This is a genomic window from Fibrella forsythiae (assembly GCF_017353175.1).
Lineage (GTDB): Bacteria > Bacteroidota > Bacteroidia > Cytophagales > Spirosomataceae > Fibrella > Fibrella forsythiae.
This window is the reverse complement of sequence record NZ_JAFMYW010000006.1, coordinates 58,227-80,734: the sequence shown is the minus strand read 5'-3', so window position 1 is coordinate 80,734 and position 22,508 is coordinate 58,227. Positions and strand designations below refer to the sequence as shown.

Annotated in this window: 21 protein-coding genes and 3 tRNA genes; 18 read left to right on the top strand and 6 right to left on the bottom strand. The window is 47.8% G+C overall.

Annotated features, from left to right (window positions below; translation table 11 throughout):
* Window positions 1–116 precede the first annotated feature (116 nt).
* From J2I46_RS19090 to J2I46_RS19070, 5 genes are all read left to right on the top strand, one after another.
* Window positions 117–206: transfer RNA gene (locus J2I46_RS19090), tRNA-Ser, on the top strand.
* Between the two features lie 63 nt (window positions 207–269).
* Window positions 270–343, top strand: a tRNA-Pro gene (locus J2I46_RS19085).
* An 80-nt stretch (window positions 344–423) separates the two neighbouring features.
* Entirely contained in the window at window positions 424–1,653 is a 1,230-nt protein-coding gene (locus J2I46_RS19080) for a site-specific integrase (RefSeq protein WP_207330658.1), read from the top strand.
* Window positions 1,654–1,807: 154 nt separating this feature from the next.
* Window positions 1,808–2,680 carry a hypothetical protein gene (locus J2I46_RS19075; RefSeq protein WP_207330657.1) on the top strand — a complete coding sequence of 291 codons (873 nt, stop codon included), beginning with the start codon at window positions 1,808–1,810 and terminating at the stop codon, window positions 2,678–2,680.
* On the top strand, window positions 2,677–3,186 hold the full coding sequence (locus J2I46_RS19070; RefSeq protein ID WP_207330656.1) for a hypothetical protein: 510 nt from the start codon (window positions 2,677–2,679) through the stop codon (window positions 3,184–3,186). Before J2I46_RS19075 ends, J2I46_RS19070 begins: the two co-directional genes overlap by 4 nt.
* 24 nt (window positions 3,187–3,210) lie before the next feature.
* On the opposite strand, the gene J2I46_RS19065 is transcribed toward J2I46_RS19070, so the two are convergent.
* Window positions 3,211–3,765, bottom strand: a complete 555-nt coding sequence (locus J2I46_RS19065) for a recombinase family protein (protein ID WP_207330655.1) — start codon at window positions 3,763–3,765, stop codon at window positions 3,211–3,213.
* 687 nt (window positions 3,766–4,452) lie between these two features.
* On the opposite strand from J2I46_RS19065, the gene J2I46_RS19060 reads away from it, so the two are divergent.
* The 3 genes from J2I46_RS19060 (at window position 4,453) to J2I46_RS19050 (ending at window position 6,009) form a co-directional block, all read left to right on the top strand.
* Window positions 4,453–4,635, top strand: coding sequence for a hypothetical protein (locus tag J2I46_RS19060; protein ID WP_207330654.1), 183 nt, complete (start codon window positions 4,453–4,455; stop codon window positions 4,633–4,635).
* 376 nt (window positions 4,636–5,011) lie between these two features.
* A tRNA-Arg gene (locus tag J2I46_RS19055) sits at window positions 5,012–5,085 on the top strand.
* Window positions 5,086–5,391: 306 nt separating this feature from the next.
* Window positions 5,392–6,009 carry a sensor histidine kinase gene (locus J2I46_RS19050; protein WP_207331003.1) on the top strand — a complete coding sequence of 206 codons (618 nt, stop codon included), beginning with the start codon at window positions 5,392–5,394 and terminating at the stop codon, window positions 6,007–6,009.
* On the opposite strand, the gene J2I46_RS19045 is transcribed toward J2I46_RS19050, so the two are convergent.
* The 4 genes from J2I46_RS19045 to ispG form a co-directional block, all read right to left on the bottom strand.
* The gene (locus J2I46_RS19045) at window positions 5,993–6,553 is read right to left on the bottom strand and encodes a tetratricopeptide repeat protein (RefSeq protein WP_207330653.1); all 561 of its coding nucleotides are present in this window, start codon (window positions 6,551–6,553) and stop codon (window positions 5,993–5,995) included. The genes J2I46_RS19050 and J2I46_RS19045 overlap by 17 nt on opposite strands.
* A 76-nt stretch (window positions 6,554–6,629) precedes the next feature.
* Window positions 6,630–6,986, bottom strand: a complete 357-nt coding sequence (locus J2I46_RS19040; RefSeq protein ID WP_207330652.1) for an MmcQ/YjbR family DNA-binding protein — start codon at window positions 6,984–6,986, stop codon at window positions 6,630–6,632.
* Complete coding sequence (locus J2I46_RS19035) at window positions 6,983–7,171, bottom strand: DUF6728 family protein (protein ID WP_207330651.1); 189 nt, start codon at window positions 7,169–7,171, stop codon at window positions 6,983–6,985. The genes J2I46_RS19040 and J2I46_RS19035 overlap by 4 nt, the downstream gene beginning before the upstream one ends.
* A 122-nt stretch (window positions 7,172–7,293) precedes the next feature.
* On the bottom strand, window positions 7,294–9,297 hold the full coding sequence (gene ispG / locus J2I46_RS19030; RefSeq protein WP_207330650.1) for a (E)-4-hydroxy-3-methylbut-2-enyl-diphosphate synthase: 2,004 nt from the start codon (window positions 9,295–9,297) through the stop codon (window positions 7,294–7,296).
* Between the two features lie 112 nt (window positions 9,298–9,409).
* Here ispG and nspC point away from each other — a divergent pair, with 112 nt between their 5' ends.
* From nspC to J2I46_RS19015, 3 genes are all read left to right on the top strand, one after another.
* Window positions 9,410–10,612, top strand: coding sequence for a carboxynorspermidine decarboxylase (nspC, locus tag J2I46_RS19025; RefSeq protein ID WP_207330649.1), 1,203 nt, complete (start codon window positions 9,410–9,412; stop codon window positions 10,610–10,612).
* Window positions 10,613–10,732: 120 nt separating this feature from the next.
* Window positions 10,733–12,256 (top strand): L-piperidine-6-carboxylate dehydrogenase, encoded by a 1,524-nt coding sequence (amaB, locus tag J2I46_RS19020; protein WP_207330648.1) that lies wholly within the window; start codon window positions 10,733–10,735, stop codon window positions 12,254–12,256.
* Window positions 12,257–12,337: 81 nt separating this feature from the next.
* Window positions 12,338–13,528: a tyrosine-type recombinase/integrase gene (locus J2I46_RS19015; RefSeq protein WP_207330647.1), complete on the top strand. Its 1,191-nt coding sequence runs from the start codon at window positions 12,338–12,340 to the stop codon at window positions 13,526–13,528.
* Here J2I46_RS19015 and J2I46_RS19010 read toward each other — a convergent pair.
* The gene (locus J2I46_RS19010) at window positions 13,503–13,733 is read right to left on the bottom strand and encodes a hypothetical protein (protein WP_207330646.1); all 231 of its coding nucleotides are present in this window, start codon (window positions 13,731–13,733) and stop codon (window positions 13,503–13,505) included. The genes J2I46_RS19015 and J2I46_RS19010 overlap by 26 nt on opposite strands.
* 286 nt (window positions 13,734–14,019) lie before the next feature.
* On the opposite strand from J2I46_RS19010, the gene J2I46_RS19005 reads away from it, so the two are divergent.
* The 7 genes from J2I46_RS19005 (at window position 14,020) to J2I46_RS18975 (ending at window position 21,680) form a co-directional block, all read left to right on the top strand.
* On the top strand, window positions 14,020–14,670 hold the full coding sequence (locus tag J2I46_RS19005; protein WP_207330645.1) for an SMI1/KNR4 family protein: 651 nt from the start codon (window positions 14,020–14,022) through the stop codon (window positions 14,668–14,670).
* An 887-nt stretch (window positions 14,671–15,557) separates the two neighbouring features.
* Window positions 15,558–16,295: a DUF6882 domain-containing protein gene (locus J2I46_RS19000; protein ID WP_207330644.1), complete on the top strand. Its 738-nt coding sequence runs from the start codon at window positions 15,558–15,560 to the stop codon at window positions 16,293–16,295.
* Window positions 16,296–16,626: 331 nt separating this feature from the next.
* Window positions 16,627–16,989, top strand: a complete 363-nt coding sequence (locus J2I46_RS18995) for a hypothetical protein (RefSeq protein WP_207330643.1) — start codon at window positions 16,627–16,629, stop codon at window positions 16,987–16,989.
* A gap of 1,198 nt (window positions 16,990–18,187) precedes the next feature.
* Window positions 18,188–18,691 (top strand): hypothetical protein, encoded by a 504-nt coding sequence (locus J2I46_RS18990; RefSeq protein WP_207330642.1) that lies wholly within the window; start codon window positions 18,188–18,190, stop codon window positions 18,689–18,691.
* 278 nt (window positions 18,692–18,969) lie between these two features.
* Window positions 18,970–19,332 (top strand): energy transducer TonB, encoded by a 363-nt coding sequence (locus tag J2I46_RS18985; protein WP_207330641.1) that lies wholly within the window; start codon window positions 18,970–18,972, stop codon window positions 19,330–19,332.
* Window positions 19,333–20,063: 731 nt separating this feature from the next.
* Complete coding sequence (locus J2I46_RS18980) at window positions 20,064–21,182, top strand: papain fold toxin domain-containing protein (RefSeq protein WP_207330640.1); 1,119 nt, start codon at window positions 20,064–20,066, stop codon at window positions 21,180–21,182.
* A gap of 123 nt (window positions 21,183–21,305) precedes the next feature.
* Window positions 21,306–21,680, top strand: a complete 375-nt coding sequence (locus J2I46_RS18975) for a hypothetical protein (RefSeq protein ID WP_207330639.1) — start codon at window positions 21,306–21,308, stop codon at window positions 21,678–21,680.
* The last annotated feature ends 828 nt before the right edge of the window (window positions 21,681–22,508 follow it).

The window sequence follows — 22,508 nt, the reverse complement described above, 5'->3', positions numbered from 1 at the left end:
TTTTGCGAATTTAGCAGCAAAGTGAAGAAATTAGTGGCTGAGGGTTGCCAAACGTAATTTATCCCCCTATATTTGTACCCTCATCAGGCAGGAAACGGTCCGGTGATCAGCCAAGTGGAGAGATGGGTGAGTGGCTGAAACCAGCAGTTTGCTAAACTGCCGTACCCGCAAGGGTACCGCGGGTTCGAATCCCGCTCTCTCCGCCAGTTTCAGTGCAGTACCTTTGTTTGTCAAAATAACTTTTACCGGCGACAAACAGATTAACACCTCGGGGTGTAGCGTAGCCCGGTATCGCGCCTGCTTTGGGAGCAGGAGGTCGTAGGTTCGAATCCTGCCACCCCGACAACAGAAAAAGCCCGTAATCCTTCAAATTACGGGCTTTTCGTTTTTTTACCGCTTTTATTGGCAGTTTATTGGCAGCGATTGGCAGCAAAACATGGCCTGAAACCAGGCATCAAAGGCGAGTTTCCCTTTAAGCCCGCCCGCCTGGTCGATGCAAAAATTCCCTACGTAGTCTGCTACGCCTGGGACGTCAACGAGAAAAAGCTAACCCGAATTCGCTACTCGCTGAAAGGCGACACGGATGAGGCGCGCCTGGCCGATGGTCAGCACCTGGTCAAGGAGCTTAACAAGCGGCTGAAGGATGGCTGGCACATTGACGATGATCGGCCCGAACCGGTAAAGCCGAGCGTGGTCACGCCCGACGTGCTCACAAAAAAGATATCGGTGTACCAGGCATACCAGTTTTATAAGCAGGTGATGGGTCGTGACCTGCGCAGCACGACAATGGATCTGTACAATGACTATGCCTTGGTGTTGTTTAAGTTCCTGCTTCGAAAGGAGGGACGTGACCCTGACGCTGACCCTATGCCGATCCCCAACACGCAGTTGCTACGATTCACCCCGCCGATGGCGTCTGAACTGTTCGACACATTAACCCAGGGCGGGCGGTACCGAAACAACCTGCTGGGCTGGGCGAAATCATTCTACAAATTTTTCGATATGGAGCACCGGGGCCTGGTGCAGAAAAATCCCTTTGCGCACCTGACCACCGTTCCCGTTGACGAGTCGGATGATCATCGGCCCTACACCGCTGACCAGGCTAACCAAATCCGGGAGACCATTTTGGCCAAGGATGACAGGCAGCTGTGGCTATTTATCGAGTTTGCCTATTTCCTTTTTGTCAGGCCAGGGAATGAGCTGCGCTTGATGCGGGTGGGCGATATCCTAGACAAGCGCGTCCGGATCGTTTCTCATCACGGTAAGAACCGCAAGACCGGTTTTGTCGATATCCCGGTTCAGCTCGAGCAGACGATTCAGGCGCACCAACTTCGGAAGTACCCGGCCAACCATTATCTCTTCACCATCGAAGGGCACCCCGGCCCCGAGCCCTGTGGGAAGAATTATTTTTATAAGCGGCACGCCCAAGTCCTGAAAACGCTTGGACTATACGGGCTGGACTATGACCTCTACTCATGGAAGCCTACTGGAGCTATTGCACTCTATCGGCATACAAAAGACGTACTACGAGTGCAGCGGCATTGCCGACATTCTAGCCCGGACCAAACCTATACGTACCTGCGCAAGCACGGGGAGGTGTTTGCCGGTCAAGATCTCACTGACTTTCCCGCAGTTTGGACAGATGACAAATAAGTTGAGCAGCTATACTCAGATGGCTTCGATTTAAGCATTTGAAGTATTATTAAGCTAAATCTCCTATTCGTTAAATAGTAAAATGAGGAGGATGTGTTACTTACGTGCTTCTATAAGATGATAACCGTTTATTACATTAAGTCTTAAATCTATAATGGCAAATTATAGTGCATACAGAATTCTGTTGAGTCAACCAGATCAACTTCAAATTGGCAGGGAGAGACGTTCTAAAACGCAATTATTAAATGACACAATAAAAGAATTAAGCGGAGAGTTGAAAGTGTCATTTTTTCGAGGTGAGAAGCGGTATATATTCTACTACGTTCGAAGGATAATAGGTACCATTCATCTATTCGAGCTGGCAAGAGAAGATACGGTGAGGGAACCGAAGGAAGGTGATAGGGGAACAGAAGAGGTGGAACTAACAATAACTCCATTCATCTATTTTATAATTGATGTTACTAAGCAGGTAGTCTTGATACAGAAAAAAACAAGTGTTTTTCATGATACAGATAGCGCCGCTAATCGCATCGCAGAGTTTTTTGAAAACCAGTTGAGTAATGATTTAGTAATTGCGCAACTGCACCCTATAGTAAGAGCAGACAATTTCTGGGAAGAGATAAAAGAGGCAAAAGAAGTTCACTCTTTGGAGTTAGATATTGCTCCACCTAATTTTTTTGGAACTAGATTTAAATCTAATATTGACATTAAAGCTGCTCATGAAGAAACAAATTTTACAAAATTCAAAATTTATTTAAGTAACAAATACGGTGACTTGAGAATCGCGCAAGAAAATTTTCAAGATTTAATTCAAACGCTAGCATCTGGAGCTGGCGATTACGTTGCTGACCTTGTTGATAAATTTGGTAGAAGAATTACTTTAACCAATGCTACAAGAAAACGTTCGATATCGTTGCCTGACAATTTAAAGGAAATAGATGGCGAGAAGCTTAGGATAGATATTGATGACATTGATGAAACAAATAACGCTTCATCTAATGAAATAAAACCTGATAGTGATCAGTGAAAAAATTTTTTACCATAATATTTTTCATAATATGTGGAGCAATTCCTTCACTGGGAATTATCCATTGTCTAAAATTGTCGAGTGTAAAATTTATTGGTAGTGAATTTTTGCTGGGTTATTTAGGAGTGTTTTTAGGGTTTGCTTTTTCTATTGTCACATTTATTATGTCTCTAGTTGATAAGGCAAGAACCAAAGTAGATTCAAATCCAAGCTATACCCAAGAAGAAAAAGTAGAAACGCAAAGAAGGATTTCGGCTTTATTAGAAGAAGTATCTGACAATATGAAATTTCTATTTTTCTCTTTCCTATTTGTTGTATTTATCATGATCTTAGAGATCTGGGACGTTCCCGACTTATCTTTGCCTGCAACAGTTTGGTATAATAAATTTAGCCTTCTAAATGCTGTTAAATTCTCTATATTCGGGCTAAGTGTTTACGTTATATACGACTTGTTAATTGGGACTTTTGGCTTAAATAAAAGAGTAGAAGACATGCTTAGAAGATAAGAATATGCTGATTTGGCTTATAAGTTAAATCAGCTTCCGGTACCGCTTCACGGTTGATTCACTAATGCCTGTCAGCTTAACGATATCGCCCACTGATAAACCTGCCTGAGCGGCCGTCTTGACTTTGTTCAGTTTCTCTGGATCCACACCAGCGGGCCTGCCCATGTGCTTGCCTTGCGCCTTGGCTAGCGCCCGTCCTGCCTGAGTGCGCTCATTGATACTCTCCCGGTCATATTCAGCCAGAGCGGCGAAGATGTCGAGCACCAGTTTGCCTGCTGGTGTGCTACTGTCAACGCCCAGATCCAGCGCCTGAAACCGGATGCCGTCGCGCACGAAGTCACGCATCAATGTGATCAGATGATCCCGGCTCCGACCGAGCCTGGTGAAGCGGGCCACCATCACCGTATCACCAGGCCGCAACTTGGTCAGCATCCGGTCGAGCGCCGGGCGGCTGGTGCTTACGCCGGAAATCTTGTCTTCAAAAATCTCGTGGCATCCGGCCCGCTGGAGGGCATCGATCTGAGTGTCCAGGTTCTGATCAGTGGTCGATACGCGGGCATAGCCGAAAAGCTTGTTCATGGGTCAAAAAGTAGGGGCCACTAAGATAACTTAATGACCCCACTTTATAAACCCCTATAAAAGCAAAAACGTACCTGGCAGGGGTACGTTCAAAAAGGTATAGCTTTTTGCCCCAGCTTATAAGAAAGATAAGCGGGGAGTTTAACCCATTCTAGTGTATAGATATAGCCAACTACTGCTGAAGTAAAAGGTCGCTAGGTGCACTCTGATATTGTAGTAGACAAACGGTTTACTTTTCAAAATAGATTAATCAGCAGCGGATACGATCGCACCCTCCTGCACCTCTCAGCATAGGCAGCATGTCATTCACGATTAGCGGTGGTAGCTGGCAGGTGTTCACAGGCCAGCAGGCACAGTCAAAAAACGAACAGTTTTACGTCATATCCATTAGGTAACGATTGAACTGCCAACCAATCCGCAGGCCTCAAAAAACCGTTGATTGCTCACACAACAGACTCTGTCGTATTAAGTAACAGGTACGTATTTCTCTAGTTGTAAATCGACAGCCCAACCCAGTATGACTACGGTATTTTTAGAGGTGCCTGATGAAATTCACCTAAAAGTCAGGCATTTGCAAATTAACGCAGAACGGCAGGAGGGCCGTACATGCACGCTAAAGGAGATTTATACTGCAATGCTTACGTGCGGTTTAAAGGCAATTCATTCCCTAGACGACTTGAATGTAAAATGAGAAAAGTAGGAGCTATGGTTGATTCGATGCTTTACTCAAAACTGCGACAGTATCAACTAGATCAGGCGATTAAGGGAAGGAAGCTGAAGATTGGTGAGGCAATCATCGAGTTGCTGGAACGTGGGCTTGCTGCCGTGTCAGCAGATGAAGACGTTCCATCATCGTCCCTTCGCAAATAAACAGAAACCAGTCCTTACACACATGAATATGAGATAAACCTCTGGGCCGTCTGTGGTGATCTCAGCTAGTTTTATCTGATTGGCAGACCTATGTGGCGTTCTTTGTCAGATACATTTATGGCTGCTCTACCTACACGGTAAGGAGCAAGATCTCAAGGGATTACCATAAGCTAGTATGGCACAGCTGTTGGTCAGAAGACAGAATAGCTGCTTTATCCGCATCATTTTGGGGGAAATCAGGCTTTTTTGCCTATTTTTGGGGAAATTCCGGTAAACAGGTTAGCGCAGTGCTGAAGCCACAGCATCAGAAAGGGTTCGTCTTTTTTGTGAGCCATCTACGGTGTAGTTACGCTGCCTGCCAGATTTAAACAGGTTTGGTCCCATAGCTCAGCTGGATAGAGCATCTTCCTTCTAAGAAGGCGGTCATTGGTTCGAATCCAATTGGGATCACTTAATTACCAGCCAGTTAGCTCCATTGCTGACTGGCTTTTTTGTTTTTACTAACACAGAGAAGCGTTATCCTGTCTTTCTGACGTTTTAACTTAAAGCTCAACGGGCCTTGATAGTTAGAAGGCAGGAAGGCTAGATCCCACCTTAGCCTGCACAAGACCTCCCATATTATTATGCAGTACGGCTGGGCGGTAGTTGTAAGTAGAGACATTACGGGGGGCTGGCTAAACCAAATCCAGTGACCGTTGATAGGCCTGTCTTGAACCCTTGAAAGTGAGCCAATGAAAAGTAGAGTAAAAAAACTAACTGAGTAACCAGGCCCTAACGCAAGCGAATCAGCACCTACACCGATCGAATGATAACCTGCAACGGTTTGCCTGCGTAGCCAGTCATGATCTGCAGGAACCCCTGCGCAAGATTCAGTCTTTCAGCATGCTGCCCGGCCAGCATATGAACGAACAGCTTGATGAAACAACCCGGGACTATCTGGAGCGTATAACTAGATCAGCATCGCGTATGTCGCTGCTGATTACTGATCTGTTAAGCGACTCGCGAATTGCTCCCCGTCAGCAATTGTTTGGCCCCATCTCCTTAAACGCCGTTCTGGCCGGGCTACTGGAAACGCTCTCGCTGGAGATTGCCGAACGTCTGGCCCAGATTCAGGTTGATGAACTACCTATTGTCAACAGAGATAGTACGCAATTGAGTCAACTGTTCCAGAATCTATTGTCGAATGCGCTCCAGTTTATCCCGGCTGGTCAGGTACCTCAAGTTAAGGTGGAATACGTTCAGCGCCAGCTAGACGAGTTACAGACAGGAGTAAGGCCTAATCGAGTTACTCCGTTCTACCATCAAACCAGTGTGACAGATCAGGGGGTAGGTTTTGACACGAAGCGGCGGAGGCTACTTACCGCTGGCTGTTGACGGGTAGCGGCCTGGTGAAGGGGGGCTGCCGAAGGAGCTGAAAGGCATTTTCGTCGCCGAGTAACACCGCCCGGCGCAGATCATTCTCGGCCTGACTAATCTGACGGAGTTGAATTCGGGCTATGGCCCGCCACCGATAGGCATCTGGTCGTTCATCGCGAATATGCCACACCGCTTTATCGAATTCGCGGAAGGCTTCGGTAAACTGGTCAACGTTGTAAAGGGCAATGCCTCGATCCAGGTAACAATCGGCCAGTGTATTGTCGATACTGACAGCCTGAGTGAGATCGTAAATAGCGGAGTAATAATTGCCCAGCAGCAACTGACACTTCCCGCGCCAGGCATAGGCAACTGCCGATTTTGGATGCTTCTGGAGCACGTTGGTGAAATAATCGAAAGCCGGTTCCAACTGACGCTCCCTGACGAGATGAATACCTTCCTGAAAGCGTTTTGTGTCTTTATCGGCGGCAGTTTCGTGGTCGATCAGGTAATAGCGCATCACCAGATAAATCATGAACAATACGCCAAGTAGTACAACTTCCATAACGCTTCTGTCTCTCTTCAGCTTGCTAAATTACACATAGTCGATGAAACCCTGCAGGGGCTACCGGCTGTACGTTTCAGGCGTCAGCCAATGACGCGCGAACGGCTTTCGGGAGCCCGGCTACCACCCGTTCGTAGGAATGATCGATGAGTTCACGGATGAGGCTGTCGCGTAATGACCCATTAGACGTGACGGAGTTCCAATGGCGTTTATTCATATGGAAAGCAGGTTGAATGGCAGCATGAAGCTCCCGAAGTTCAACGGCCCGTTCCGGGTCACACTTCAGATTAACGCTCATCGGTCGCCCGTCGATATCCAACAGAGCAAACACTTTACCCGCCACTTTAAACACCAGCGTGGTTTCATCGAACGGAAACGACTCAGTGGTGGCAGGCTTGCTCAAACAGTAGTCACGTAACTCCTCGACGGTCATCGGATGAAGGCGCGGTAGAGCATCACCAGGATACAAATCAGGAACATGACAATCGAGATCCGGTTGATCCCGTGCATCATACGCAGATTCACATTGGTTGGGCGAGTGGGGTCGGGCTTGCGGAAGACCCGCAGAAAATAGCTAAAGACTGGCCCAAGTTTGAAATAATCAGCTAAACGGCTCACAGAAAGTGTGTTTATCGTTTGAAATTCGTGAACGGGCCGCCCGCCAAACAAGCTCAGCGCCCATCTATATAAGCCAAAAAGCAGGCGAAAAGGTTTACCGGATCATCCGTAATTTACAGGCTCTATACCGTAGCCGCCTGCGTGGGCTCGAGCCAGCGGCCATCTTCCCGGATCAGCTCGATCAGTTCATCTACGGCATTGGCGGCAGGTACCGATTTCTTCATTACCTGCTGACCCCGGTACAGGGCGATCTTGTCACGGCCAATGCCAACGTACCCATAATCGGCATCGGCCATCTCGCCGGGACCATTTACAATACAGCCCATAATACCGATCTTCACGCCTTTCAGATGATCGGTACGCTGGCGAATGTGGGCCGTAGTTTCCTGCAGATCGAAGAGCGTACGCCCACACGACGGACAGGATATGTACTCCGTTTTTGTAATGCGGGTCCGGGCGGCCTGTAGAATGCCGAAAGCCAGACCGTTTAATGGTTTCAGTTCCTCGCTGTGCGTAGCCTGCAGCAAGATGCCATCACCAAACCCATCGACCAGCAATCCACCAATATCGGTAGCCGCGTATAAAGGCAGATCGGCCACTGGTACCGTGTATCCTCGTTGTATGACGATGGGCAGCGTAAGCGCACGGTTAACCAGTTCAACGAATAAACGCCGCAACTCGGGCATGGCGTGGGTATTGCTGGTTGTGGCTATTCCTACTATGTTCCGATCCTGATGTAGTGCCTCCGCCAGCTCGTCGGTCAGGTCGGCCAGGGTAAAGCGAACAAAGTTGAGCCGGATGTGCAAACCCTGCGTGCGTGTTCTGGCCGAGAGGTAATCGGCTGCCGACAGAACGGGGTGTGTAGTCAGCTGATCGGTATGAGTGCGCCAAACGCTGTAATCCTGCACTTCTCTCAAGCCGTTGGGCAGCATGAAGCTGGCGGGCACGCTACCTGTGTAGAGGTAATCGGAGCCGAGGTCATTCATGGCCCATTTGTCGGGCACGGGCAGATAGAAATGGCCAACTGCTTTCAGTACGTCGGTTTCATGAACCGCAACCTGACTGTAGTCGGCCAGTACTCTGGGTACGTTGGTACCACCAAAATTAGCGACTTCATGCGTTTGCCGACGGGTATACTGGAACGGGTTATACGGTAGCTCGGTCAGTGCCGGAATGGGGCTGGCCGTTTGGGTGCGGGTCGTGTAGCGATCAATCAGCGCTTTGGCAACGGGGGCTTCCAGTTCAGGATCTTCCGTAAGCGAAACCCGAACCGTGTCGCCCAGGCCATCTTCGAGCAACGTACCTATGCCCAACGCCGATTTGATGCGACCATCTTCAGCCTCGCCGGCTTCGGTAACACCAAGATGCAATGGATAGGGTTTCAGCCCTTCCTCATCGAGCCGCTGAACCAGCAACCGGTAGGCCTGAACCATGACCTGCGGGTTGCTCGACTTCATCGACAACACAATGTTGTAGTACTTTTCGTCTTCGCAGATGCGCAGAAACTCCAGTGCCGATTCTACCATACCGACGGGTGTATCGCCGTAGCGACTCAGGATCCGGTCGGAGAGAGACCCATGATTTGTGCCGATACGCATGGCCGTGCCGTACTCCTTGCAGATACGGATTAGGGGCAGGAATTTCTCACGGATGCGTTCGAGTTCAGCCGCGTATGAATCGTTGGTATAATCGATATGCTCGAAGCGCTTGCGGTCAGCGTAATTGCCGGGGTTGATCCGCACTTTCTCAACCACACGGGCGGCCAGCTCGGCGGCATTTGGTGTAAAGTGGATATCGGCGATCAGGGGCGTTGTATATCCACGGGCTCGTAATTCCTTGCGGATATTCTCCAGATTCTGGGCTTCTTTCACACTCGGAGCCGTAATGCGGATGTACTCACAGCCCGCTTCGATCATCCGGATCGACTGCTCCACCGATCCCAGCGTATCCATCGTGTCGATGGTGGTCATTGACTGTACCCGAATTGGATGGGCCGAGCCCATAGGTACGTTGCCAATGTTGACGGTCACCGTCTCGCGGCGAACGTATTCAGTTAGCGATGGCGCATACAGGCGAGGTGTTTGAGGAGCATCGCCAGACAGGGCGCTGGTCAGAAAATCGAGCATACAGGTGGCTTATTGAGCACTACAAAGGTAACACATTCCGCTGCAAGCCTGTTCACCTCACCGATACGTCGCAACGTATCGGTGAGGTGAAGCCACGTGTTATCTTTGCCGCATGTATCCAGAAACTGAAAGACTTGAGCAGGCACCATCGCCCTGCTTTGTGCTCGATGAGGCCAAACTCCGCCAGAACCTTCAACTGATCGATTCGGTGCAACGCGAAGCCGGCGTTACAATTATATTGGCCCTGAAAGGCTTCTCCATGTTCAGCGCTTTTCCGTTGGTTCGTGAATACCTGAGTGGCGCCACCGCCAGCAGCCTGAACGAAATCAAACTCGTGAACGAGTACATGAACGTACCTGCCCATGCCTACGTACCCGCCTACCGCGATGACGAGTTCGACGAAATTCTGAGCCGAAGCAGCCACGTGACATTCAACTCCTGGACGCAGTGGGAGCGGTTTAGAGGAGGAAAGGAGGAAGGAGGAAAGGTAAAGACCAGCGAAGCTCCCCGTTCCTCCATTCCTCCATTTTCTCTTTCCTCCCCTTCCTTCGGTATTCGCGTAAATCCGCAATACTCGGAAGTGGCCACTGACATGTATAATCCGTGTGTACCGGGGTCACGATTGGGCGTTACGCGGGATAAACTGCCCGATACGTTGCCCGCCGGAATTGAGGGGCTGCATTTTCATACGCTGTGTGAAAACGACTCGTTCACGCTCGAACGGACGCTGGCCGCTCTGGAAGCGAAGTTCGGCGATCTGCTCCGCCAGGTGAAGTGGGTGAATATGGGTGGTGGCCACCTGATGACCCGCGAGGGCTACGACACCCGGCACCTGGTTGGCCTGCTAAAAAACTTTCGCGAAAAATACGATGTAGAGGTTATCATGGAGCCCGGATCGGCCATTGGCTGGCAAACGGGTGTGCTCGTCAGTACCGTGCTCGACGTGTTTGATAGTCAGGGGATTGATGTAGCCGTGCTCGATACGTCGTTTGCCGCCCACATGCCCGACACGCTGGAAATGCCCTACAAACCACGCATCCGTGATGCCTATCAGGAGCCGGTTGCCGGTAAGCCGACCTATCGCCTCGGTGGCATGACCTGCCTGGCCGGCGACTTCATGGGCGACTATAGTTTCGACCGGCCGTTAGCGGTGGGCGACCGGATCATCTTCGAAGATATGATTCACTACACGATGGTGAAAACCAGCACATTTAACGGTGTTAACCTGCCCGCCATCGGTATTGCCAGAGAAGACGGCACTTTTCAGCTCGTGCGGGAATACGGATATGACAGTTTTAAAGACAGATTATCATAAAAAGTTTGCCGTTTTCCGTTGCACTGCTATTCCAGCCTTCTGTTGCGCTGCTACACAACAGAAGGCTGGAATAGCAGTGCAACGGAAAACGGTAAACAGCAAACGGTAAACTATTCATTCATGGAAAACATCCTCCCCGTTCCACAGCACAAAAACAAACCTGGCACCAGTACCGGCCAGCAGTTCTGGCATCACGGCGATAAAACCATCGACTCGTATTCGCCCACCGATGGCAGCCTGATTGCCCGTGTTTATGCGTCAACCCGCGCAGATTATGACCGGGTTGTTGAAACGGCACAGGCGGCATTTGCTCAGTGGCGGCTCGTTCCGGCCCCGAAACGCGGCGACATTGTTCGACAGATGGGCGACCAGTTCCGGCTGTACAAAAGTGACCTGGGTAAGCTGGTTAGTTTCGAAATGGGTAAATCGTTCCAGGAAGGCCTGGGCGAAGTGCAGGAAATCATTGACATCTGCGACTTCGCCGTGGGCCAGTCGCGCCAACTGTATGGCCTGACCATGCACTCCGAACGCCCCGCCCACCGCATGTATGAGCAGTACCATCCAGTGGGGATAGTGGGCATTATCTCGGCATTCAATTTTCCGGTGGCCGTATGGTCATGGAACGCCATGCTGGCCTGGGTGTGCGGCGATGTGTGCATCTGGAAGCCATCGGAGAAAACACCGCTCACGGCCCTTGCCTGTCAGCAGATCATTCAGGATGTGTTGCGGAACAACGACGTACCTGAAGGAGTATCGTGCCTGGTCTCGGGGGGGCGTGATACGGGTGAATGGCTGGCCCGCGACCCGCGCGTGGCACTGGTATCAGCTACCGGCAGCACCCGTATGGGCAAAGCAGTTGGGGTAGCCGTAGCCGAACGTATGGGCCGGAGCCTGCTCGAACTGGGCGGTAACAACGCCATTATCGTGTCGAACAATGCTGACCTCGATCTGGCCATTCCCGCCATCGTATTCGGGGCCGTTGGCACAGCTGGTCAACGATGTACCACTACCCGGCGACTGATCGTTCACCAGAGCCTGCTGCCCGAAATCCGTAACCGTCTGGCGCGCGCCTACGCCCAACTTCGCATCGGCGACCCGCTCGACCCCACCGTGCATGTTGGCCCCCTGATTGATAAAGATGCCGTTGCCGGTTACCAAAAAGCCGTGGCCGACATTCGTGAAGCGGGCGGAACATTCATTGTTGAGCCAGGTACGTTGACGGGGGCAGGCTATGAGTCGGGCTGTTACGTAAAACCCTGTGTGGCCGAGGCACAAAACCACTGGCCTGTGGTGCAGCGCGAAACCTTTGCACCTATTCTCTACGTCATTCCGTACACGACGCTCGACGAAGCCATTACCCTGCAAAACAGTGTGCCGCAGGGCCTTTCATCGGCCATCTTCACGCTGAACCTGCGTGAAGCCGAACAATTTCTGAGCGTTGCCGGGTCTGACTGTGGCATCGCCAACGTCAATATTGGTACGTCGGGAGCCGAAATCGGAGGTGCCTTTGGAGGCGAAAAAGAAACTGGTGGCGGCCGTGAATCTGGTTCCGACGCCTGGAAAACGTACATGCGTCGTCAGACCAACACCATCAATTACGGCGCTACCATGCCATTGGCACAAGGAATCACCTTTGAGCTTTAGAGGGGATTATCTAAAAAATAAAACACGGGATTTGGTGCCTCACTAACTAATTAGTTCATTGCGCCAAATCTCATGTTTTGCATGATCACCATTCACATCGACCAGAACGATCCCGCGTTATTGTCTGTCTCCTTCCCGAAAGATAACCTGGGTAACGAACTGATCTCCCAAGTGCCAGGCCGTCGATTTAGCTACACTCGACAGGGCTGGACAGTGCCCAACACGAGGGAGTCGGTGGTGAAAATCGGAAAGTTGTTTGGTAAAGCGTATTGCCGTTTCGACGAAGCTGTTGTGCGTTTATACAAACCAACGGTGACACCCTCTGAAGTTGATCAGGCAACGAACCCGGTATGGCCCCCGAAAAACGCTGCCACGCCGACCGTAATGACCGATCAACGTTGGTCGTTTCGAAATGTACCCTCTGTACCTGAACACGATCATCACCCGGTAATTGTGGCCGTTTCGGAGCTACTCCGAACGCAGCAGTACAGCTATAGAACTTACAAAAACTATAAACAGGCGCTTGTATCGCTCATTAGCTACGTGGGAGATGAGCCGCTCGACTCGCTGACCAAAGCACAGTATCAGCGTTACCTGCTGTTTCTGGTCGACAAGAAGCGATATAGCCCGGCTACGGTGAATGTTCACATCAACGCGTGGAAATTCTACCAGGAAAAAATATTACAAAGAGATAAAGCTCAGTACGGCCTAACCTATCCGCGGCAGCCCGAAAAACTGCCCACTGTGTATAGTACAACCGAGATAAAGGCCATTTTTAGGGAAACAACCAGCCTTAAATATCGTACCTTGTTTCAGTTGGTTTATGCCACTGGCCTACGTCTGAGCGAAGCAGCCCGACTCAGGAAAACCGACCTGGACCGAAACCGGCGGCTCATCAACGTGCGTGGTGGTAAAGGCAAAAAAGACCGTGTGGTGATGTTGTCCGGAAAGCTGGAAGCTCTGCTTGATACCTATCTAAGCAAATACCAGCCTGCCAGTTATGTGTTTGAAGGCGATCGACCGAATGAGCCGATCCTGAATAGAACCATTCAAGTAGTTTACAGTCAATCGGTTCATGCGGCTCGTATAACGAAGCAGGGCGGTATTCATGCTTTACGACACAGCTTTGCTACCCATATGCTCGAAGCGGGCTACGACATTCGTTACATCCAGAAACTGCTTGGCCACGCGAGTCTGACAACCACGGAACGCTACACCCATGTGACTGCCGACAAAATCAGCACGCTCAGAAGCCCATTGGATTATTTGTAGGAATGTGCCGTCGAAGTAGTGGCCTAAGTTTCTTCAGACTATAAAATTTGCTTTTCAGCACGTATCCCTGTGTATACCCGATAACGGTGCGTTTATTCTGCCGTATCCTGCCCTGAGAGTCGAACCGGTAGAGCTGATTGTCTGCCGCAAAAAAGTAAGCTGGATAGCCGTCGATATCCCAAACGCGTTCTATTTCGAAGGGCATAATTTAGGAGCGCTTCTTGTTGTAAATGATGTATCAGATAGATATACTTGTGACGAAGTTAGCCGCCTGGAAGTAACGGATTACCTTCCAGACAGATTATGCACTTAATTAATGATACCTCATTGATTATAAGATACTTATCATTAATTGAGTTTACGTACATTAACTTGTTGGGTGGCCAGTCCAAGTCGGTGGGTATTTCGCGTATCGTGAGACAGGGTAACTAATTGATAGTTAACGTTTTCTTGCTGGTGTTTTGCTTTCCGGTCGACAGGTCAACGTACCTGTGACAGAACGAGTCGAAGGCGTTTTATCGGGCGTATCACGTCCGGTTCGACAAGTCCGTCACCGCTGGACAGAACGCCGACAGATGCGTTTCGGTCGACAGGGCAACGTACCCGAGTGCCACCGTTCCACCGCTTTATTTACTGCAATAAATTGCATACAAATTATGGATGTTTCAACTGTTCTTATACTAGATCAGCCACCAGCAAATATTGAGCGGATCATTGATTTCGAGAAAACTTATGATTTAAAGATACCGGCTGAGTATAGAAACTTCTTACTTCAATCTGATGGTGCAGAAGTTTCTGGACAGATTCAACATCCGATCATTAATGATTGGATGTTGATGCTTTACTCAAGACTCGCCTCGATTGATGATTTGATTAATGGAATGATATCATTAAAACAATACCAGGATTCTGACTACAGACTGCAATACATTGATTCTATAATTGAGATAGGTGGTACCCATGATGGGCCAAGTATATTTATGGGATGCAAAGGTGAAATTACGGGGAAAATATATTTGAATGATTCTGAATGTGATACAGGAATGGATCTAACAGAAAATAATGAGTTTCCTATATTTTTGATTGCAGACTCATTCTCAACATTTTTGTCGTTAATCAAACCATATGAATTTAATGACTGAGCTATTTGCTTGTTCATGAGCGAATCGAAAGAAAATAATCAAAAACAGTTTGTTCGGTAGTGTGCATTTTTGGTAAGCTTTGCAGGGGCCACTCACGGGGGACAGGAAACACTCCGGCTAGCCTGAGCGGCACCCAACGTGGGCAAAGGTGTAAAGGTGGCAACGTACCTGAGTTTGATCTATCTTGCTTCATCCATCAGCCTTTGCGGTCGTTGGGTGGCCCGTTCATGTCAGTGGGTATTTCACGTCTCGGGCGACAGTGTAACTAATTGGTAGTGAGCGTTCTTTTTATTTGATTTCCGCATCTCAGTCGACAGGTGAATCTCTGTTCGACAGCGCGTTTTGGTTGGTTTACCACGTACCTGGCGACAGGTCAATCTACTGTGGACAGAGCGTCGACAAACGCGTTTCGGTCGACACAAGAACGTATCTGAGTGCTAAGTTTGACAGCCTAGTCTGTTGGTTTCGGCCTCTCTCGGCTTGTTTGGATTTGTGCGTTGTTGGTCAGCGCTGCGGGGTCCACTTACCGCGGACAGGAAACTGGCCGAGTAAGCCAATGCGGCAGCCCAACCGGGCAAGGGTGCAAAGGTCAAACCAACGTACCTGCGTTTGGCTTATCTTGGAGCCACCATCAGCCCTTGCGGGTGTTGGGTGGCCCGTTCATGCACGTGGGCGTTTCACATTACGTGCGACAGGACAACTAATTGATAGTGAGCGTTATTTTGCTGGTTTGCCACGTACTTCTTGACAGGCTAATCACCGTTAGACAGAACGCCAATAAATTCGTTTTGGCCGATGTAGAACGTACCTGTGACAGAACGAACGTTCGACAGCCTTAGCTAGCCTTTAACTGCATATCAAAGTACTACCAAATTCGTATTTCATAAATGAGTTTTTTCAAAAGCCTGTTTGGCAAATCAGAACAGAGTAAGCCTGAGCCTACTCAGCTATCCGCACCCGTATCGTTTCCACCAGCTAAGGACGAGGATGAATTATTTGCCCAATACGGAGCGCTCGGCTTTGAGAAACAAGCCGATGTACCTCTAGTTGTAGGCAACAACTCGTGGGGCGTTGATATGAATAGTGGCACAATCACATTTGGGCAAACCCTTCGATTTCCGATCCAGGTATTAGGCACTATTTCCCATTCTTCAAATAGCTGGCTTTGGGCATGGGCAAATGACAAATCAGGTATACCTGCTAGCTTACTTAAACAGGCTAATCAACTGAAGGAATACGGCGATGCAAACGGTATCGACTTGTTGCAGATAAGTCAATTTGATGCTGACATTAATGACCTTCACAAAATCGGTTGTATTGCCAGTGGGATGTTCAACGCCAGTTGTTATTATATAGCTGACTATGGCAAAGGAGCAATGTTGGTTACAATCAAGGCAAAGGAGTTTGAGGCAGTGCAAAAAGTGGGTCATTTACGGATGTTCACCACCTTTCCACAATTGATTTCAAATTTTGATGTAGACCACCGTTCAGCATTCACGAATTATCTGCAAGCGAAAGGTTATGTGATCAGTGAGGAAGCAAATCGGATGCATGGGCAAAGTGGTTCCGATACAATTGTTGGTGAGTTCGATGAGTATGGCCGCTTGGTCAACATAACTAGCTAAACATGCTCTGCGGGGTCCACTTACGGGGGACAGGAAAGCGCTCGATTAGGATAATACGGCATCCCAACAAAGGCAAAGTTGAAAAGGTGTAACGTACCTGAGTTTTGCTCTATCTTGCGGTGCACCATCAGCCTTTGCAGGCGTTGGGTGGCTCAACCATGCAAGTGGCGTGGGCAGGTTACTGCCGACAGTTTAACAGATTGACAATGAGCGTTCTTTTCGAGTTTACCACGTACCTGACGACAGGGTAGTGTCCAGTTGACAGAACGCGAAAATGACGTTTCGGTCGACAAGAAAAGCACTATAGACATTAACTTTTCAGTCTAAAATCATGCCATACAAGTTCAAAAAAGGAGGCATCTTAATCGAAACAGGGGCAACAGAGATTCCGCTTCAGCATACGAAAGAAAATCTCAAAACACTCCTGACTGAAATTGTTAATCAAACTCTGTCATACTCTCATCAGGACTTTGCCAATTGGTGCAGTAAATTCTACTTTGATGTACATATTAGTGATAAGGACATTGAAGAATTGAATATTGATCAAGCGACAATCAACGTACTTGGTGACATAGATGCTCAGTGGGATCTATACCTTATTCATACTTATGCCTATGATGAGTTGCAATCTTTAGACTTTTCAACTGTAAAAATGCCGAGCGATTGGTTTGTCGACTGGTTGAACCAACTTTAAAATCGGCACTGTATGTTGTTGGTCAGCTCTGCTTGGTCCACTTACCTCGGACAGGAAACACGCGATTAGGCCAATGCCGCATCCCAACTCAAACAAGGGTGTAAAGGTCAGGGCACGTATTTTGCCGAGAGTAAAGCGACTCCCATCAGCCCTTGTGGTTGTTGGGTGGCCCGTCCAATTCGGGGGGTGTTCCACGTTACGGCCGACAGGGTAATTAATTGATAATGACAATTATTTTTATTTAGGTTCCGCGTCTCGGTCGACAGGTGAATCAACGTTCGACAGCACGTTTTTCGCTGGCACATCACGTGTGGTCAGACAGGTCAAACATCTGTGGACAGCACGTTGACAAAGGCGTTTCGGTCGACAAGGCAACGTACCTGGCTTGCACCGTTTGACAGCCTAGTCTGTTGGTTTCGGCCTCTCTCGGTTTCAGCGGTTGTGTGTTTGGTTAGTTAGCTCTGCGGGGTCCACTTACCTCGGACAGGAGACTGGCTGAATAGGCCAATGCGGCAGCCCAACAGGCAGGGGGGGCAAAGGTTGTCACGTACCTGAGTTTTAGCTTATCTTGTGGTTCACCATCAGCCCCCTGGGGCGTTGGGTGGCCCGTCTAAGCAGGTGGGCGTATCACATCACGGGCGACAGGATAACTAATTGATAGTGAGCGTTCTTTGTTGGTATTTCGCCTCTCGTCTGACAGGTCAATGTCCGTTTGACAGCGCGTTTTTTGCTGGCGTTTCACGTCCGGTCGGACAGTGCAATCTACCGTTGACAGAACGTCGACAAACGCGTTCCGGCCGACAGGGCAACCTACCTGAGCGGTCACGATCGACAGCCTAATCTGTTGGTTTCGGCCTCTCTCGGTTTCAGCGGTTTTGTGCGTTGTTGGTTAGCGTTGCTGGGTCCACTTACCTTTGACAGGAATCACTCGGTGCGCTCAACGCGGCAGCCCAACGGAGGCGAAGGTGTAAAGGTAGCAACGTACCTGCGTTTGGCCTATCTTGCTTCCACCATCAGCCTTCGTGGTTGTTGGGTGCTCCTGTTCATGCAAGTGGCGTGAGCGCGTTATGGCCGACAAGTTAACGAGTTGTTATGAAGCATGTTTCCCGGTTTGCCATGTCTCGTTTGACAAGCTAATCACCAGTGAATAGAACGAGAAATGAGTTTTGAACGATAGATTAAATCTACCTGCGACAGAATGTCAAACAAGGTAAATCATAGCAAAAAATGGCTGATAAGCCGACTCAAAACGTCGGGCAGTAAACGGGAATACATTACGAATGGCTCTTATGCTGAAGATAGGCAGCGTATGAACTCCGATGCCTTTGACGACCTGCCTAAATTTGAGAGTATATCTAGGTCTACTCAGTTCTATAATGGCAAGATTAATGACACGCTTTTAAAGCGTTTTTTAGAAACTCAGATCGGTCTAGACTGGGATGAGGTTTATGAGAAGATTCAAGAACGCATACCCACCAAATTGAAGGAATACCATCAAGTTATATGTTGGTTTGTAGCTGACAGGATTAAAATTGTTGATGATAAAGCCTTCGATCTGCGAGAACAAAAGTTCATCAATTTCGACAAAGTATTCGTTGTTGGAAATATTCACAAAGACTTTGTAGTAAGTCCAGATGACAATAAACTTTATCGATTTAGTGATTTTGGTGACAAGCTCAAAGCTGATTACATCTCTCAGTAGCTCTGCTTTGGCGTGTTACCTCTGACAGGGGACTCTCGAAGTGCTAATCGGCACCCAACAAGCAGAGGGTGTAAAGGTTGTCACGTACCTGAGTTTTCGCTTATCTTTCGTTCACCATCAGCCCTCTGTAGCGTTGGGTGGCCCGTTAATGGCAGTGGGTATTTCACGTTACCGGCGACAGGATAACGAATTGATAGTGAGCGTATTTTCCGGTTTGCCACGTACCCGTTGACAAGTCAATATCCGTTCGACAGCACTCACAGATTACCGATTCACACATGCGATACATCTTAGTTTTATTGCTATGCTGTTTTGGGGCTGTAACACATGCTCAAAAAGACACTGAACCAGCGTTTAAAGGAGGTTGGCGCGAGTATTATTCTTTTTCTACTAAACAGCTTAAAGCAACTCCTGCCTTTACAAAGGCGAATGTCACAGGAATAACTTACGTCAGATTCCGGGTTACTGTAACTGGCGAAGTTGATTCCATTCGCATAGTCAGGCCGTTTGGTTTTGGTATGGATGAAGAGGCCATCCGTGTCCTTAAATTGACAAGTGGAAACTGGATACCAGCTCAAAAATCGGGCAAACAAATTGCTTCTTTTGTAACTGTGCCATTTCGCTGGCATCCAGATGAATAAAATGCTCTGCGGGGTTTACTTACCTTGCGACAAGTCGGTCACCGCTGGACAGAATGAATTTGAATGAACTACACAATCCCTAACCGTATGGTCCAACGACTACAAAAGATACACCTAGGACACGTGCTGGTTGCCAACCTGCTTTTTATGCTCACTTTTATGATCATTACCTCATCAGGTTGTTCATGTGATGGACCTTGTGGTGAGTGTGTTAAGCAAAAGGATAATCTGTGGTTTTCCTTTCAGGCAGGCTTGAACGTTATTTTCATAAGCTACTATCTGGCTGTCATCGATAAGCAAAAGTGGTTAATGATTTTAATAGGGTTTTTGCTTACTAGTTTTCTGTATTCAGTTGCTGCCTTTTTTCATAGTTTTCTCCAAGATTAGCTCTGCGGGGTCCACTTACCTCTGACAGGTATCACTCGGAGTAGGCCAGTGCGGCAGCCCAACGGGCAGAGGGTGTAAAGGTTGTCACGTACCCGCGTTTTAGCTTAACTTGTGTTCACCATCAGCCCTCTGAGGCGTTGGGTGATTCGTTCATGTAAGCGGGTATTTCACGTCACCGGCGACAGGCTAACGAATGGATAGTAAGCGTCATTTATGGGTTTGCTAAGTAACTGTTGATGGGTTATAGTCTGATTGACAGAATGTTATGCTGATTTTTGCACTTTGTTTGAAAGATAAAAACCTTTACATCTAATAAACCACCAATAATTCTAACACACACAGTCATGAAGAAGACACGCAGTTTTTTGCCATGTTTTATCGTTTTTTTTCTTTTAGGCTTATTGTCTTGTCAGAATAATTATGACATCGAAAGTCCATTCATAAAAGACGAACTAGAAGGTTTGTCAATTGAAGGTGTACAGCAGTGGTTTAATGAAAAGCATAATAATCTTAGCAGTTTGCGTCAAAGCTCCAAAAATAAGAAGGTACCTAATTGGAGGAAATCTTTATTTTTAGATTTTAAGTTTGGAGAAGCTGTTGTTACACCTCTTGTTTATGAACAGAATTATTCTGTTTCATTCATAAAGAACAAGAAAGATAATACACAAACCCCTCGAACAACGATACTGTTGAACTCCCTGAGTTACTTAGTAGTATACAAAGACAAAGACGATAAATATATAGAGGAAATTGTTAATGTAATTCCAGAAGAAAATTATCTTGTAAAATCTAAAAGGTTAAATAATAAAGCACCTTTTGATGGCATGATCAATGTATATAGCTGGGATGGGGAATTGACAAAAGGGTATATCTATGAAAATGGAAAAATTATCGGCGACAATCTAAGTGTAAATGATAAGAATCTTAGATTACGACTACTAGATTGTTATACGATAGATTATTATTTATGCCCTTCTGAAAATTTAACATCGAGCGGAGAGATAATGAGTTATGCAGGTTGTGACTTTATGTTTTCATCAACAGCATGTTTCAATTTAGGCGGGTCAAGTGCCAGCGGTGGTGGGGGTGATACCTATTCTGATATTCTCGGGTTTAATGCTGTAGATACACCATTAGAAAAAACTAGAAAACTTGCAGCTAAAGTACCACAAGCTTTTAAACAGAATTTGCAATGTGTACCATTTGCGAATGCTCTAAAAAAGGCAATGATGAATAGTAATATTAGCGGCAAGCTTTTGGAAGTTCGATCTAGTAGTTCATTTATTATTAGTGATCTATACAATAATGGACTAACTGCAATTTCGACAAATGGCTATCATGCAGCTATAAGAGTTGGTGACACCGTATTTGATAATCTGAACCCAAATGGTGTAGATTATAATTCTTGGAGGGGTGCTTTAGATTCATCTGGAGGTATTACGGTGACTTCTACGGATTTTTAATGTGTTGATCTACTGATGTTTTTTTTAATCAAAAATTTAACTTGTTATTTTGTGTAATTCTCCTCGCTTATATATATTTTTTCATAAGCGAGGAGAATTGCATTTTTGGAATTGAATTTGGCTATGGAAATTGAAAAAACTGACAGCATTTATAATCTTTTACGGTCTGAAAGATTTAGAAGCCGTCCTGCTATGTATCTGGGTAAAGTATCCATTTTAGCACTTGACCTGTTTATAGTCGGTTATCGGCATGCACTTTATGTGTATGGAATTGAAGAGGCAAACAATATCTTCAATGACAGAGAATTTGGAGATTTTGTAGCAGAGCGTTACAATAGACCCGCACAAGCGGGATGGGCGAGGAATATCTGGTTTGAAGATTATGGTGACGATGAAGTAGCATTTAGAGATTTTATTCGTCTTTTTGATGAGTTTATTGGCGAAAAGAAAGAGGAAACTTACTATGAAAATCTTTTTAATAAGGCTGTCAGAAACTAATATCATTATGTGCAAGCTAGCCTATCTGTGACAGGCAGCACGTTTAAAAGCAAAAGCTCGACAGCCTCTGCCTTTCTCGGCTTGTTTGGTTTCGTTCGTTGTTTGTTAGCATTGCCGGGTCCACTTACCTCTGACAGGCATCACTCGGATAGGCTGACGCGGCATCCCAACGCAGGCAAAGTTGTAAAGGTCGAACGTACCTGATCATGACTTATCTTGTGGCTACCATCAGCCCTTGCGGTTGTTGGGTGGCCCGTCTAAGCAAGTGGGTTTTTCGCGAGTCGTGCGACAAGCTAACAAATTGATAGTGAACCGGTCCGCCGGTGCGGTTCTTTTGTTGGTGTTTCGCGTTTCGTGCGACAGGTGAATCACCGCTCGACAGCGCGTTTTGGTTGGTCTGCCATGTACCTGCTGACAGGCCAATCAATCGTTGACAGAACGTCGACAAATGCATTACGTGCGACATTGGAACGTACCTGAGTGCCACCGCTTGACAGCCTGGTCAGATTGGTTTCGGTCTCTCTCGGCTTGTTTGGTTGTGTGTTGTTTGTCAGCTTTGCGTGGTCTACTTACCTCGGACAGGAAACTGGCTGAGTAGGCCAATGCGGCAGCCCAACAGGCAAAGGGTGTAAAGGTCAAGGGCACCTACCTGCGTTTGGCTTACCTTGCGGCCATCAGCCCTTTGAGGTGTTGGGTGGCCCGTCCATCCAAGTAGGCGTTTTGCGTCACCGGCGACAGGACAACGAATTGATATTGAGCGTTCTTTGTAGGTTTGCCACGTACCTGTTGACAGTCTGGCATCCGGCTGACAACGCGTTTTTTTGGCGT

Coding starts and splice junctions, on each gene's coding strand:
- amaB (WP_207330648.1), top strand. CDS start 10,733: ATGGAAAACATCCTCCCCGTTCCACAGCACAAAAACAAACCTGGCACC.
- J2I46_RS19065 (WP_207330655.1), bottom strand. CDS start 3,765: ATGAACAAGCTTTTCGGCTATGCCCGCGTATCGACCACTGATCAGAAC.
- J2I46_RS18980 (WP_207330640.1), top strand. CDS start 20,064: ATGAAGAAGACACGCAGTTTTTTGCCATGTTTTATCGTTTTTTTTCTT.
- J2I46_RS19040 (WP_207330652.1), bottom strand. CDS start 6,986: ATGACCGTCGAGGAGTTACGTGACTACTGTTTGAGCAAGCCTGCCACC.
- J2I46_RS19015 (WP_207330647.1), top strand. CDS start 12,338: ATGATCACCATTCACATCGACCAGAACGATCCCGCGTTATTGTCTGTC.
- J2I46_RS18985 (WP_207330641.1), top strand. CDS start 18,970: ATGCGATACATCTTAGTTTTATTGCTATGCTGTTTTGGGGCTGTAACA.
- nspC (WP_207330649.1), top strand. CDS start 9,410: ATGTATCCAGAAACTGAAAGACTTGAGCAGGCACCATCGCCCTGCTTT.
- J2I46_RS19060 (WP_207330654.1), top strand. CDS start 4,453: ATGAGAAAAGTAGGAGCTATGGTTGATTCGATGCTTTACTCAAAACTG.
- ispG (WP_207330650.1), bottom strand. CDS start 9,297: ATGCTCGATTTTCTGACCAGCGCCCTGTCTGGCGATGCTCCTCAAACA.
- J2I46_RS19075 (WP_207330657.1), top strand. CDS start 1,808: ATGGCAAATTATAGTGCATACAGAATTCTGTTGAGTCAACCAGATCAA.
- J2I46_RS18995 (WP_207330643.1), top strand. CDS start 16,627: ATGCCATACAAGTTCAAAAAAGGAGGCATCTTAATCGAAACAGGGGCA.
- J2I46_RS18990 (WP_207330642.1), top strand. CDS start 18,188: ATGTCAAACAAGGTAAATCATAGCAAAAAATGGCTGATAAGCCGACTC.
- J2I46_RS19010 (WP_207330646.1), bottom strand. CDS start 13,733: ATGCCCTTCGAAATAGAACGCGTTTGGGATATCGACGGCTATCCAGCT.
- J2I46_RS19000 (WP_207330644.1), top strand. CDS start 15,558: ATGAGTTTTTTCAAAAGCCTGTTTGGCAAATCAGAACAGAGTAAGCCT.
- J2I46_RS19045 (WP_207330653.1), bottom strand. CDS start 6,553: ATGGAAGTTGTACTACTTGGCGTATTGTTCATGATTTATCTGGTGATG.
- J2I46_RS18975 (WP_207330639.1), top strand. CDS start 21,306: ATGGAAATTGAAAAAACTGACAGCATTTATAATCTTTTACGGTCTGAA.